The organism is Xanthobacter sp. NM-59, from assembly GCF_021401125.1.
In the GTDB taxonomy this organism is placed as follows: Bacteria; Pseudomonadota; Alphaproteobacteria; order Rhizobiales; family Xanthobacteraceae; genus Xanthobacter.
In genome coordinates this window covers 391,254-404,407 of the sequence record NZ_JACBFQ010000002.1, presented here as the reverse complement: position 1 = coordinate 404,407, position 13,154 = coordinate 391,254, and the positions used below count along the sequence as shown (strand labels likewise).

Annotated in this window: 12 protein-coding genes; 4 read left to right on the top strand and 8 right to left on the bottom strand. The window is 67.2% G+C overall.

Going from position 1 to position 13,154, the window contains the following annotated elements; translation table 11 throughout:
- Window positions 1–159: 159 nt before the first annotated feature.
- Window positions 160–1,074 carry a LysR family transcriptional regulator gene (locus L0966_RS07130; protein ID WP_370640649.1) on the bottom strand — a complete coding sequence of 305 codons (915 nt, stop codon included), beginning with the start codon at window positions 1,072–1,074 and terminating at the stop codon, window positions 160–162.
- A 126-nt stretch (window positions 1,075–1,200) separates the two neighbouring features.
- Between L0966_RS07130 and L0966_RS07125 the strand changes: the two genes are divergently transcribed.
- Window positions 1,201–2,400, top strand: coding sequence for an MFS transporter (locus L0966_RS07125; RefSeq protein WP_234051158.1), 1,200 nt, complete (start codon window positions 1,201–1,203; stop codon window positions 2,398–2,400).
- A 96-nt stretch (window positions 2,401–2,496) separates the two neighbouring features.
- A complete protein-coding gene (locus L0966_RS07120) occupies window positions 2,497–3,282 on the top strand; it encodes an SDR family NAD(P)-dependent oxidoreductase (RefSeq protein ID WP_234051157.1) in 786 nt (261 codons plus the stop codon).
- 164 nt (window positions 3,283–3,446) lie between these two features.
- Here the strand turns inward: L0966_RS07120 and L0966_RS07115 are convergent, their stop codons facing one another.
- Window positions 3,447–4,946, bottom strand: a complete 1,500-nt coding sequence (locus L0966_RS07115) for a phosphomannomutase/phosphoglucomutase (RefSeq protein ID WP_234051156.1) — start codon at window positions 4,944–4,946, stop codon at window positions 3,447–3,449.
- A 259-nt stretch (window positions 4,947–5,205) separates the two neighbouring features.
- Between L0966_RS07115 and L0966_RS07110 the strand changes: the two genes are divergently transcribed.
- Window positions 5,206–5,451: a hypothetical protein gene (locus L0966_RS07110; RefSeq protein WP_234051155.1), complete on the top strand. Its 246-nt coding sequence runs from the start codon at window positions 5,206–5,208 to the stop codon at window positions 5,449–5,451.
- A gap of 57 nt (window positions 5,452–5,508) precedes the next feature.
- Here the strand turns inward: L0966_RS07110 and pheT are convergent, their stop codons facing one another.
- The 6 genes from pheT to L0966_RS07080 form a co-directional block, all read right to left on the bottom strand.
- The gene (gene pheT, locus L0966_RS07105) at window positions 5,509–7,923 is read right to left on the bottom strand and encodes a phenylalanine--tRNA ligase subunit beta (RefSeq protein ID WP_234051154.1); all 2,415 of its coding nucleotides are present in this window, start codon (window positions 7,921–7,923) and stop codon (window positions 5,509–5,511) included.
- Window positions 7,924–7,939: 16 nt separating this feature from the next.
- A complete protein-coding gene (gene pheS / locus L0966_RS07100) occupies window positions 7,940–9,040 on the bottom strand; it encodes a phenylalanine--tRNA ligase subunit alpha (RefSeq protein ID WP_234051153.1) in 1,101 nt (366 codons plus the stop codon).
- Window positions 9,041–9,264: 224 nt separating this feature from the next.
- On the bottom strand, window positions 9,265–9,627 hold the full coding sequence (gene rplT, locus L0966_RS07095; RefSeq protein WP_234051152.1) for a 50S ribosomal protein L20: 363 nt from the start codon (window positions 9,625–9,627) through the stop codon (window positions 9,265–9,267).
- A gap of 31 nt (window positions 9,628–9,658) precedes the next feature.
- A complete protein-coding gene (rpmI, locus tag L0966_RS07090; RefSeq protein WP_234051151.1) occupies window positions 9,659–9,859 on the bottom strand; it encodes a 50S ribosomal protein L35 in 201 nt (66 codons plus the stop codon).
- Between the two features lie 186 nt (window positions 9,860–10,045).
- Window positions 10,046–10,240, bottom strand: a complete 195-nt coding sequence (locus tag L0966_RS07085) for a hypothetical protein (RefSeq protein ID WP_234051150.1) — start codon at window positions 10,238–10,240, stop codon at window positions 10,046–10,048.
- Window positions 10,241–10,331: 91 nt separating this feature from the next.
- Window positions 10,332–11,351 carry a TRAP transporter substrate-binding protein gene (locus L0966_RS07080; RefSeq protein WP_234051149.1) on the bottom strand — a complete coding sequence of 340 codons (1,020 nt, stop codon included), beginning with the start codon at window positions 11,349–11,351 and terminating at the stop codon, window positions 10,332–10,334.
- Between the two features lie 250 nt (window positions 11,352–11,601).
- On the opposite strand from L0966_RS07080, the gene glpD reads away from it, so the two are divergent.
- Entirely contained in the window at window positions 11,602–13,140 is a 1,539-nt protein-coding gene (glpD, locus tag L0966_RS07075; protein ID WP_234051148.1) for a glycerol-3-phosphate dehydrogenase, read from the top strand.
- The last annotated feature ends 14 nt before the right edge of the window (window positions 13,141–13,154 follow it).

The window sequence follows — 13,154 nt, the reverse complement described above, 5'->3', positions numbered from 1 at the left end:
ACAGGCGATCCCGGTGGCGGACAGGTCGCGGCCCGTGGGCCGCAGGGGGAAAGCTAGGCGGCCCCCCTTGAGGGGAGGTAAAGGCGGTCTACTAAAATACCTCTCATCGCGTCTGGCTGGGGAGACGGTTAATGCTCTCTCGCCAGGGAAGGGGGGCTTTCAGATGCGCACCTGCGCGGCGAGGAAGTCCACGAAGGCGCGGATGCGGGCGGAAAGCGGCCCGGAACCACCCACATAGACGGCGTGCACATCGATGGCGTCGCCGGGATTGAGATGCTCCAGCACCGGCACCAGCCGGCCGGCCGCCACATCCGCCCGCACCTGGAACTCGGCCAGCCGGGCGAGGCCCAGGCCGGCCAATGCCAGCGTGTGCATGGCCTCGCCATCGCTCACCTGCGCATTGCCACGCGGGGGCACCGAAACGATGCCGCCCTTGCCGTCCAGGAACGGCCAGCCTTCGACGATGCGGGTGAAGGTGAAGCCCAGCATGTTGTGGCGGGCGAGGTCCTCGGGTGTTCGTGGCGTGCCGGCCCGCTCGATATAAGCGGGGGACGCCACCACCATGGCGCCGCCTTTGGCGATCTTGCGGGCAACAAGCCGCGAATCACGCATGGGGCCGACACGGATCGCCACATCCGCGCGCTCCTCCAGCAGGTCCACCACCCGGTCGGTAACGGTCACCTCGATGCTCATTTGCGGATGGATGGCGAGGAAGGCTGGCACCAGCGGCAGCAGGTGAACCATGGCGAAGTGCACGGACGCGTTCACCCGGAGCCGTCCGCGCGGGGCGGCGCCGGCAGCCGCTTCCTGCTCCGCGGTCGCGATCTCGTCCAGGATGCGGGCGCAGCGCTCGTAGAAGGCCGCCCCTTCTGGCGTGAGCTGGAGCTTGCGGGTGGTGCGCACCAGAAGCCGCACGCCCAACCGCCGCTCCAGACGCGCCACCAGCTTGCTCACCGCTGAGGGCGTGAGATTGGAGGCGCGGGCGGCGGCGGAAAAGCCGCCTTGCTCCACCACGCGGGTAAACACCTCCATCTCGGCGAACCGATTGGCGTCGCGGGGCGCCTCCATGGCCATTTGTGAACCCACGTCATGAATGTTGTGACCTGGCGCATGCTAGTTCACCAGCGGCCATGGGTCCATGTTGCGCTGCATCCGCTCCGGGTGAGCCGGGAGCCCCCCTGTTTCCAAAAGGCGTGCACCATGCCTGTCGCACTTTATGCGCTCGCGGCCGGAGCCTTCGGCATCGGCGTCACCGAATTCGTCATCATGGGCCTGCTGCTGCAGGTGAGCGCCGATCTCGGCGTGTCCATCTCCGCCGCCGGCCTGCTCATTTCCGGCTATGCGCTGGGAGTGGTGGTGGGTGCCCCGCTGCTGACCGCGCTCACCGCCCGCTGGCCGCGCAAGAAGGTGCTGCTCGGCCTCATGGCCGTGTTCACGGTGGGCAATCTCGCCTGTGCGCTGGCGCCCGATTATGGATGGCTGATGGCGGCGCGGGTGCTCACATCCTTCGCCCACGCCACCTTCTTCGGTGTCGGTTCGGTGGTGGCGACCGATCTCGTGCCCGCCAACAAGAAGGCCTCCGCCATTGCCATCATGTTTACCGGCCTCACGGTGGCGAACATTCTGGGCGTACCGTTCGGCACCTGGCTCGGCCAGCTGGCGGGGTGGCGTTCCACCTTCGTGGCGGTGACGGGGGTGGGCGTGGTGGCCTTCGCCATCATCGCGCTGCTGGTGCCGAAGGACCATGGCGCGCCCTCCACCACCCGCCTTGCGGATGATCTGAAGGTGCTGCGCCGGCCGGCTCTGCTCTATGGCCTTGCGACCACGGTGCTGAGCTGGGTGGGCGTGTTCGCGGCCTTCACCTATATCGCGCCCATGCTGACCCGCATCACCGGCTTCTCTGACGCGGCGGTGTCGCCCATCCTGCTGGTGTTCGGCGGCGGGCTGGTGGTGGGCAATCTGCTGGGCGGGCGCCTAGCGGACCGCCGGCTGGTGGCGACCGTCTATGGCAGCCTCATCGTGCTGGCTTTGGTGCTAATGGGGCTGACGCTCGCCCTCGACGACAAGCTGACAGCGGTGGTGGCGGTGGCGCTTCTAGGCGCGGCGGGCTTCGCCACGGTGGCGCCGCTGCAGATGTGGGTGCTGCAGAAGGCCAGGGGCGCGGGCCAGAGCCTGGCTTCCTCCTTCAACATCGCCGCCTTCAACCTGGGCAATGCTATCGGCGCGGCGCTGGGGGGCTGGGTGATCGATGGCGGACCGGGCCTGTGGGCGGTGCCGCTGGTGGCCGGTCTCGTGCCGATTGGCGCCATCCTTACGGCCTATCTTTCTGAGCGGCGCGGCAACACGGACGCAGCAGGCGAAGAGGCCGGCACCCTGGCATGCGCCGAGGAGGGTGCCTGAGCCCTCCCGCCCCGCGGGCCGTCATAAGCCGGGCGGGCGGAGCTCCGCCGCCATGGCCGGGTTCCCAGGTCAAGAGTATTTCAAGGAGATGATCCCATGAACATCGACCTTCAGGGCAAGCGCGCCATCGTCACCGGCTCCACGCTCGGCATCGGCTTCGCCATTGCCAAGGGGCTGGCGGCCGCGGGCGCCGAGGTGATCGTGAATGGCCGTAAGGCCGCGGCGGTGGACGCTGCCGTGAAGGCGCTGCAGGCCACGGGAACCGTAAGCGGTGTCGTGGCCGATCTCGGCACGGCCGAGGGCTGCACGGCGCTGGTGAAGGCCGTGCCGCACGCGGACATTCTGGTGAACAATGTGGGCATTTACGGCCCCGGCGACTTCTTCGAGACCGATGACGAGGTGTGGCAGACCTATTTCGATGTGAATGTCATGTCCGGCGTGCGTCTTTCGCGCGCCTATCTGCCGGCGATGGCCGCGCAGGGCTGGGGGCGCGTGGTGTTCCTCTCTTCGGAATCGGCTCTCAACATTCCCGCCGACATGATCCATTACGGCTTCTCCAAGACCGCCAATCTTGCGGTGGCGCGCGGACTTGCCAAGCGGATGGCAGGAACGGGGGTGACGGTGAATGCGGTGCTGCCCGGCCCCACGCTGAGCGAAGGGGTGGCGGAGATGCTGAAGGCGGATGCGGAGAAGGCGGGCATCAGCGTCGAGGCGGCAGCAGTGGCCTTCGTGAAGGCGCATCGCCCGAGCTCCATCATCCAGCGCGCGGCGACGCCGGAGGAGGTGGCGAACATGGTGGTCTACGCCTGTTCGAAGCAGGCCTCCGCCACCACTGGCGCCGCCTTGCGCGTGGATGGCGGCGTGGTGGACACCATCGCCTGAGCGGTTCGGAAGGGGGCACGCGGTTCGCCTCAAGGCGCCGGGTCAGGACACAGGAAAGACCGCTGCGGTGTAACCATGCAAAAGGGCTGCGGTCGGAGTGGGCCCTAAAATGAAACGGGGACCGGCGTGCCGGTCCCCGTGGCGTATTCCAGCTCGTGGCGGGATCAGATCTTCTGGTTGTACTCGCCCACTTCCGGGTGGGTGCGCAGCACGCCGTCGACCTCGGCGAACATTTCGCGCATGCGGGCTTCGGAGACGGGGCTTTCCACCACCACCACCAGTTCGGGCTTGTTGGAGGAGGCGCGCACCAGGCCCCAGGAGCCGTCCTCGCAGGTGACGCGCACGCCGTTCACCGTCACCAGATCGCGGATCTTCTGGCCGGTCACCAGGGCGCCCTTGGCGGCGAGGTCCTGATAGTGCCTCACCACGGCGTCGACGATGCCATACTTGGCCTCGTCCGCGCAGTGGGGCGACATGGTGGGGGAGGACCAGGTCTTGGGCAGGCCTTCGCGCAGCTCGGCAAGGCTCTTGCCCGGCGCGCGGTCCAGCATGTCGAGCACGGCGATGGCGGAGACGAGGCCATCGTCATAGCCGCGGCCCACCGGCTTGTTGAAGAAATAGTGGCCGCTCTTCTCGAAGCCGACCAGGGCGCCGGTCTCGTTCACCCGGCGCTTCATGTAAGAGTGACCGGTCTTCCAGTAATCGGCCTTCACGCCCAGCTTGATGAGCTCGGGATCGGTGGCGAACAGTCCGGTGGACTTCACGTCCACCACGAAAGTGGCGCCGTGATGCAGCTTGGCGAGGTCGCGGGCCAGCAGCACGCCCATCTTATCGGCGAAGATCTCCTCGCCCGTATTGTCCACCACGCCGCAGCGGTCACCGTCGCCGTCGAAGCCGAGCGCGAGGTCCGCTTTGTGCTCCAGCACGGCGTCGCGCATGGCATGGAGCATCTCCATGTCTTCCGGGTTTGGATTGTACTTCGGGAAGGAGTGGTCGAGCTCGCAGTCGAGCGGGATCACCTCGGCCCCGAGCGCCTCGATCACCTTGGGTGCGAAGGCGCCGGCCGTGCCGTTGCCGCAGGCCACCACCACCTTCAGCTTGCGCGAGAGCTTCGGCCGGTCGGTGAGGTCCTTGATGTAGGTGTCGGGGAAATTCTGCACGAAATGATAGGCGCCGCCGCCGCGGGCGTCGAACTTGGCGGCAAGAACGATCTCCTTGAGCCGCGTCATCTCGTCCGGCCCGAAGGTGAGGGGCCGGTTGACGCCCATCTTCACGCCCGTCCAGCCATTGTCGTTGTGGGAGGCGGTCACCATCGCCACCGCCGGCACGTCGAGAGCGAACTGGCCGAAATAGGCCATGGGCGAGAGGGCAAGGCCAATATCGTGCACCTTGATGCCCGCCGCCATCAGCCCGCTGACCAGCGCCAGCTTGATGGAGGAGGAATAGCTGCGGAAGTCGTGGCCGGTGACGATCTCCGGGCGCACACCCATTTCGTGCATCAGCGTGCCGAGGCCGAGGCCCAGCGCCTGCACGCCCATCAGGTTGATTTCCTTCTGGAACAGCCAGCGCGCGTCATATTCCCGGAAGCCGGTGGGCTTCACCATGGGCTCGGACTCGTAGGCGTAGGTGTTGGGCGTCAAGACGGGCTTGGGAACGGGAAACATGCGACGCTTCTCCACGCGGCTGATGGGGCCCCGATGGGCCGCCGGGTTGTACGGCCGTGTTTGCGGCGGCGAGATAGCACGAAAATTGTGACGGAAAGAGCCGCAAATCACGGCGGGGAAGGGGAGAGCCATCCGTCATCGCGGATTGGTAAATGGCGCTGCCGTGCTGATACACTTTTAGGTTTATTTTGGTGGAGGCGCACCCTAAACGTGCTGTTGTTGCCTATGCAACCATTGCGCGCGGATGCAAGGAGTCTCCATGTCGACGACAGCGAACAGTTTCAAGTTCTCCACGGTGCTGTGGATGATCGCCGGGCTGCTCATCCCCTTCTGGCCGATCTCTTTGCCCCTGTGCTGGTTTTTTGCCTACCGCTCCTATCGCAGCGGTGGTGCGCCGGGGGGCTCCCTTCAGGATTTGCATACGGCGGCGGAGCTGCACCGCTCCGGCGCCATTTCCGACACGGACTTCGAGAAGATCAAGGCGAAGACGCTGGGGAGCAATTGACGCCCCGTGGGGACTTGAGTGGCGGCCTCGTCCCTCCTGGGGCGAGGCCGCAACCGGTCAGGCGCGCAGGGTTGCGCCCGTCTTCTTGGTGACCTCGGCGACGATCTTCGCCGCCACGTCCTCGATCTCCTTATCGGTGAGCGTGCGCTCGCGCGGCTGAAGGGTCACTTCCACCGCCACCGACTTCTTCGCCTCGTCGATGCCCTTGCCCTCATAGAGGTCGAACACGCCGACGGAGGTGATGAGCTTCTTGTCCACCCCCTGGGCGACCTTGAGGATGTCCGCCGCCGACACCGTGCGCTCCACCAGGAAGGCGAAGTCGCGGGTCACAGGCTGGAAGGCGGAGAGGTCGATCTGCGGCTTCACCTTGGTGGGCTTGGCCTTGGGCTCTGGGATCTTGTCGAGCACGATCTCGAAGCCCACCACCGGCCCCTTCACATCGAGCGCCTCCAGCACGGCCGGATGGATCTCGCCGAAATGGGCCATGGCATTGGAGCCGAGCCGCAGGGAGCCCGAGCGGCCGGGGTGATACCAGGAGGGTGCATCGGCCGTGACCTGGAGGTTCGCCACCGGCGCGTTGCAGGCGGCAAGGGCCGCCAGCGCATCGGCCTTGGCGTCGAACACGTCCACCGCCCCGGCGGTGCCCGACCAGTGGCGGCCGGCTCCGAAGGGCTTGGCCGTGCCGCGCCGGATGCCGGAGGCACACTGGCTCTGGTCCGTCGGCTTGTCCCCGGCGAAGGTCTGGCCCACCTCGAACAGAGCGGTGTCGGCAAAGCCCCGGTCCGCATTGGCCTGGGCGGCGCGGATGAGGCCCGGCAGCAGGCTCGGCCGCATGTCCGACAGCTCGGCGGCGATGGGGTTCGACAGCGCGATGGCCGGCGCCCCGCCGCCGAACAGCTCGGCCTCCTTGTGGGAGACGAACGACCAGGTCACCGCCTCCACGAGCCCGCGCGCGGCGAGCCCCCGCCGGGCCTTGCGGCTGCGGCGCTGGAGGGGGGTGAGGATGGGTTTGCGCGCATCCTCGCCGCGCGGCAGCTCGGTGGCCGGGACGCGCTCCAGGCCCAGGATGCGCACCACTTCTTCCACGAGGTCCGCCTTGCCCTCGATGTCGCCGCGCCAGGAGGGCGGCACCACTTCGAGCACGGGCGCCGCGCCCGACAGGCCGAAGCCCAGGGCAGTGAGCACGTCGCGGATTTCCTGCTCGGACGCGTCGAGCCCGGTGAGGCGCTTCACTTCCGAAAGGGGGAAGGCGATGGTGCGGGTGGTGTCGGGAATGGCGCCCGCCAGTACCACCTCGGAGGGCTCGCCGCCGCAGATGTCGAGGATGAGGTGGGTGGCGAGATCCAGGCCCGGCAGCGTGAAGGCCGGGTCGATGCCGCGCTCGAAGCGGAAGCGGGCATCGGAATTGAGGCCCAGCTTGCGCCCCGTCTGGGCGATATTGATGGGCTCCCACAGGGCCGATTCCACCACCACGTCCACGGTGGCGTCGTCGCAGCCGGATTCCTCGCCGCCCATCACGCCGGCAAGGCTCTCCACGCCCTTGTCGTCGGCGATGACGCACATGGTGTCATCAAGGGTGTAGGTCTTGCCGTCGAGCGCGAGCAGGGTCTCGCCGGCCTTGGCCCGGCGCACCACCAGCTCGCCCGTCACCTTCTTCGCGTCGAAGACGTGGAGCGGGCGGTTGCGGTCGAACGTCATGAAATTGGTGATGTCCACCAGCGCGTTGATGGGGCGCAGGCCGATGGCGCGCAGCTTGTCCTGCATCCACTGGGGCGAGGGGCCGTTCTTCACGCCGCGAATGACGCGCAGGGCGAAGGCCGGGCACAGCGACGGCGTGTCGCCGAAATCGAGCCGCACGGAAACCGGGGAGGGGAACGCCCCTTCCACCGGCTTGATGCGCGGATTCATCAGCTCGCCGAGGCCCGCGGCGGCAAGGTCGCGCGCGACGCCGGACACGCCCAGGCAATCGGCGCGATTGGGGGTGACGGCGATTTCCACCACCGGGTCGTCGAGGCCGATCACTTCCGCGAAGGGCGCGCCCGCGGGGGCGTCGACCGGCAGCTCCATGATGCCGTCATGCTCTTCGGACAGGCCGAGTTCGCGGGCGGAGCAGAGCATGCCCCGGCTTTCCACGTCGCGGATCTTGCCGATCTTGAGCTGCATGCCATTGGTGGGAATGACGGTGCCCGGCGCCGCGAACACGGTTTTCAGCCCCGCGCGGGCATTGGGCGCGCCGCACACCACCTGGATGGGCTCGCCCGCGCCGATGGAGACCGAGCACACCTGCAGCTTGTCCGCATTGGGGTGCTTGGAGGCGGTGAGGATCTCGCCCACCACGAAGGCGGAAAGAGCCTTGGCCTTGTCCTCCACCCCTTCGACCTCCAGGCCGATGAGGGAGAGACGCTCGACGATCTCCTCGAAGGAGGCGTTGGGCTCCAGGTGCTCCTTGAGCCAGGAATAGCTGAATTTCATTGGTCCTGCCTCCTTCTCACGCGCTCAGGCCACCGGCGAGGGTGGGGAAATCGAGCGGGCGGAAGCCGTAATGGGAGAGCCAGCGCACGTCGGCTTCGAAGAAGGCGCGCAGGTCGCTCATGCCGTATTTCAGCATGGCGATGCGGTCGATGCCCATGCCCCAGGCAAAGCCCTGGTATTCGTCCGGGTCCAGCCCGCAATTCCTCAGAACATTGGGATGGACCATGCCGCAGCCCAGGATTTCCAGCCAGTCATTGCCCTCGCCGAAGCGGATCTCGCCGGGGCGGGAGCGGTCGCACTGGATGTCCACTTCCATGGACGGCTCGGTGAAGGGGAAGAAGGAGGGGCGGAAGCGCATCTTCACGCCTTCCACCTCGAAGAAAGCCTTGCAGAATTCTTCGAGGATCCACTTCAGGTGGCCGAGATGGGCGCCCTTGTCGATCACCAGCCCCTCGACCTGGTGGAACATGGGGGTGTGGGTCTGGTCCGAATCGCAGCGATAGGTGCGGCCCGGGCAGATGACGCGGATGGGCGGCTTCTTCGACAGCATGGTGCGCACCTGCACCGGCGAGGTGTGGGTCCGCAGCACCTTGCGGCCGCCGGTCTCGTCCGGCGGCAAAAAGAAGGTGTCGTGCATCTCACGGGCCGGATGGCCGGGCGGGAAGTTGAGTGCCGTGAAATTGTGGAAGTCGTCCTCGATGTCCGGACCTTCCGCCACCGAGAAGCCCATGTCGGCGAAGATGGCCACCAGCTCCTCGGTCACCTGGGCGATGGGGTGCACGCGGCCGGTCTCGGCCGGCGTCTCGCGCATGGGCAGGGTGACGTCCACCCGCTCGGTGGCGAGGCGCGCTTCCAGGGCGGCGCTTTTCAAGGCGTCCTTGCGGGTGGCGAGGAGGGTCTGCACCCGGTCGCGCAGGCCGTTGATGGCGGGGCCTTGCACCTTGCGTTCCTCGGGGCTCATGCCGCCGAGGGACTTCAGCAGCTCGGACACCTGCCCCTTCTTGCCGAGGGCGGAGATGCGCACCTGCTCCAGAGCGGCTTCATCCGCAGCGCCATTGATGGCGGCGGAGAGCTCCTGCTCCAGGGTGTCGAGGGTCGAGTTGACGGGGTCGGACATTGAGCGGTCCTTCAAATGCCAGTCGTCGCGGATGGGCCCGATGGCCCGCGGCCATCAAGGCGGGATGGGTCGCGCCGCTTATAGTGGGGGAGGCTCCGAAAGGGGAGGCCCCGAAATGGGGAACGCCATGTGCAAAAGCCCCGCACGGAGGTCCGTCGGGGCTTTCGCAGGTCTTGGAAAGACGGAAATGTCAGGCCAGATCGGCAATCACGCCAAAGCGGCGATCAAGCCAGAGCGGCCTTGGCCTGCTCCACCAGGACCTTGAACGCGTCGGGCTCGTGGATGGCGATATCCGAGAGCACCTTGCGGTCCACTTCGATGCCGGCCTTGGTGAGGCCGTCGATGAAGCGCGAATAGGTCAGGTCGAGATCAAGGGCGCGCACGCCGGCATTGATGCGCTGGATCCACAAAGCGCGGAAGTTCCGCTTCTTCACCTTGCGATCGCGATACGCATACTGCATCGACCGCTCAACGGCGGACTTCGCAGCGCGGATGGTATTCTTGCGACGGCCGTAAAAGCCTTTGGCGGCCTTATAGACCTTCTTGTGCTTGGCGTGGGCGGTAACGCCACGTTTCACGCGGGCCATGGGTTTAGCTCCTTACAGATCGTGACTGGCGTCAGCCGTTGGGCAGGAAGTGCTTGCGGATAACCCGCCCGTCACTCTCGCTCAGGATGGTGGTGCCGCGCAGGTTGCGGATCTGGTTGTTGGTGCGCTTGATCATGCCGTGGCGCTTGCCAGCCTGACCGGCGATGACCTTACCCGTACCCGTGAGGCGGAAGCGCTTCTTGGCTCCCGACTTGGTCTTCATCTTGGGCATTTGGCTCTCCGTGGCCGCGACCGATCACACCCTTGCGGGGCGATGGACGCTCAGCCTCTTGTTGCTGTTGAGCGGTCTGAACCGTCGCGGCAGCCCTTTTTCGCCGGCCGGTCCGAAGGCGCGTTCGTTACAGGAGTGCGACGCGAAAGGCAAGGGGCGGACGCCGCCGGGCCGTGGACAGCACCCCTAAAGCGGGTGGAACCCGAGGTTTCGCGGCGTGCGGCCCACCGTCAGCCAGGACGGCCAGCCCCACACCGCCTCGACCAGCACGCAGGCCAGCGCGATGGCCACCACGGCGGCCATGACGATGATGCGGGCACGCGAGGGCGGCCGGCGCACCCAATAGGCCATACGCATCAGCAGGCGAAGGACCTGATCCATTGTGCCTTGGTACGCCTTGCCGGCACGGCCCGCAACGGGGAGCCCTCGAGCGAAGCCGCTTTGCTCGAGGGCTCCCTGAATGGGCGGCAACTCAGCCCAGCTTGCCGGTGTAGCTTTCCAGGATCGACCAGGCCTCGTCGCCATACTTGGCCTTCCACTCCGCATAGAAGCCGGCCTTGGCGAGCTCGGCGCGGAAGCTGTCGGGCGTGGTCGGGTTGAAGGCGAGGCCCTTGGCAGCGAGGTCCTTCTGCAAGGCGGCGTTCATGGCCGCCACGTCCTCGCGCTCCTTCATGCCGGCGGCATTGATGTTCTTCACGACGATGGCCCGCAGGTCGTCCGGCAGCGCCTGGAAGGCGCGGCGGTTGGCGAGGAACCAGAAGCCGTCCCACATGTGATTGGTGAGCGAGCAGTATTTCTGCACTTCGTACAGCTTCGCCGTGGAAATGATGGCGAGCGGGTTTTCCTGCGCGTCCACCGTGCCGGTCTGAAGGGCGGTGTAGACCTCCGCGAAATTGAGGCTGGCGGGCGAGGAGCCGAAGGCCTTGAACATCGACGTCCACAAGGGCGAGACCGGCACCCGGATCTTGAGCCCCTTCAGGTCCGCCGCCGTCTCGATGGGCTTGGTGGAGGTGGTGATCTGGCGGAAGCCGTTGTCCCAGATCTTGTCCATGGCGACGATGCCGGCCTTGGCGATCTGGCCGCGCACATATTCGCCGAGCTTGCCGTCCATGGCCTTCCAGACGCTCGCATAGTCCGGGAAGGCGAAGCCGATGCCGCTCACCGAGGCGTTGGGCACCAGGGTGGACAGGATGAGCGGGGAGAGGGTGAAGAACTCGATGCCGCCGGAGCGCAGCTGGCTCAGCATGTCGGTGTCGCCACCGAGCTGGTTGGAGGGGAAGATGTTGATTTCCACCCGCCCGCCGGTCTCAGCCTTGATGGCCTGGGCCATCTCGCCGGCGCGCACGTTCATGGGGTGGGTGACGGGCAGGTTGTTGGCGTACTTGTAGGAGAATTCGGCCCCTTGGGCGCGCGCCACGAAGGGGGCGCACACGCCTCCGGTGAACACGGCGGCGGCGCTCGCCTGCAACAGAGTGCGACGGGTCAGACTCATTGTGTGTCGGCTCCTCGGCATGGGTCCGCAACGGACCGTTTCCTCTCCCGGAGCCCGCTTCGCGCGGGCTTCTCGTTGCCGCCATGCTGGCCTGCCGGCCGCGCTTGCGCAAGGCGTCCTCATTCCATTGCCGGCTGCGGCCGGCGCCGCGGGTGCCCACGGCGGAGATTGAGGTTGACGTGGCCCGGCGAGCCGCCATGGTCTGACCCGCGCCGATTCTGGGCCGCGCAGCCGGGTGGGAGCAGTTGGGATGGTCGCAGCGCCGCAGATCCATGACGAGGCCCGGATCTTCGACCTCGCCATCGTCGGTGGCGGCGTCAATGGTTGCGGAATCGCCCGCGATGCCGCCGGGCGCGGGCTCTCGGTGGTGCTGCTGGAGCAGCGCGACCTTGCCAGCGGCACCTCTTCCGCCTCCACCAAGCTCATCCATGGCGGCCTGCGCTATCTGGAGCACGGCGAGTTCCGGCTGGTGCGCGAGGCGCTGGAGGAGCGCGAGGTGCTGTGGGGCATGGCCCCGCACATCATCTGGCCGCTGCGCTTCGTGCTGCCCCATCTGCCCGGGCTGCGCCCGGCCTGGATGCTGCGCCTGGGCCTGTGGGTGTACGACCATCTCGGCGGCCGGCAGCGGCTGCCCGCTACCCGCGCGGTGAACCTGAGGCGTGATCCCGTGGGCACGCCGCTGAAGCCCGGCTTCCGGCATGGTTTCGAATATTCGGACTGCTGGGTGGATGATGCCCGCCTGGTGGTGCTCAATGCCCTGGATGCTGCCGCCCGCGGCGCCTGCATCCTTCCGCGCACGCCGGTGACGGGCGCGCGGCGGGACGGCGCGGAATGGGTGGTCTCCATCCTCCAGGGCGGGCAGCCGCGCGAGATCCGGGCGCGGGCGCTGGTGGACGCAGCCGGCCCCTGGGCGGGCGCGGTGCGCGAGAGCGTGGGGGTGGCCGGGGCGAAGGTGCGGCTGGTGCAGGGCAGCCACATCGTGGTGCGGCGGCTGTTCCGCCATGACCACTGCTACATCTTCCAGAATGCGGACAGGCGCATCGTGTTCGCCATTCCGTACGAGGGGGACTTCACCCTCATCGGCACCACCGACCAGGATTATCACGGCCGTCCCGAGGACGTGGCGGCGACGGCGGACGAGGTCGCCTATCTGTGCGCCGCCGCCAGCAGCTATTTCGCGACGCCGGTTCTGCCGGCGGATGTGGTGTGGACCTATTCGGGCGTGCGCCCGCTCTATGACGACGGCGCCAGCAAGGCCCAGGACGCCACGCGTGATTACGTGCTCGCCCTCGATGCGCAGGAGGGCGCCGCCCCGCTGCTCACCGTCTATGGCGGCAAGATCACCACCTATCGCCGGCTGGCGGAGGCGGCCCTCGAAAAGCTTGCCCCGCATCTGTCCATGGCGGGTGGCGCCGGGATCACCGGCCCTTGGACCGCCGGCACCAATTTGCCCGGCGGCGATTTTCCGCGCCAGGGTTTCGAGACGCTGGTGGACGAGCTGCGGCGGGACTTTCCCGCCCTGGATCCCGCTTTGCTGCGCCGGCTGGCGCGGACCCATGGCACGCGGACCCGGCAGTTGCTGGATGGCGTGCGGAGCATGGACGATCTGGGCGATGGGTTCGGTGGCGGCCTCTACCAGCGCGAGGTGGACTTTCTGATGGACACTGAATGGGCCCACAGCGCCGACGACGTGCTGTGGCGGCGCACCAAGATCGGGCTGAGGCTCGATGTTGAGGCGGCGGCCATGCTCGCCACCTACATGGCCTTCAGGGTGGCGCGCCGCAAATGAACGCGCCCGTGGCG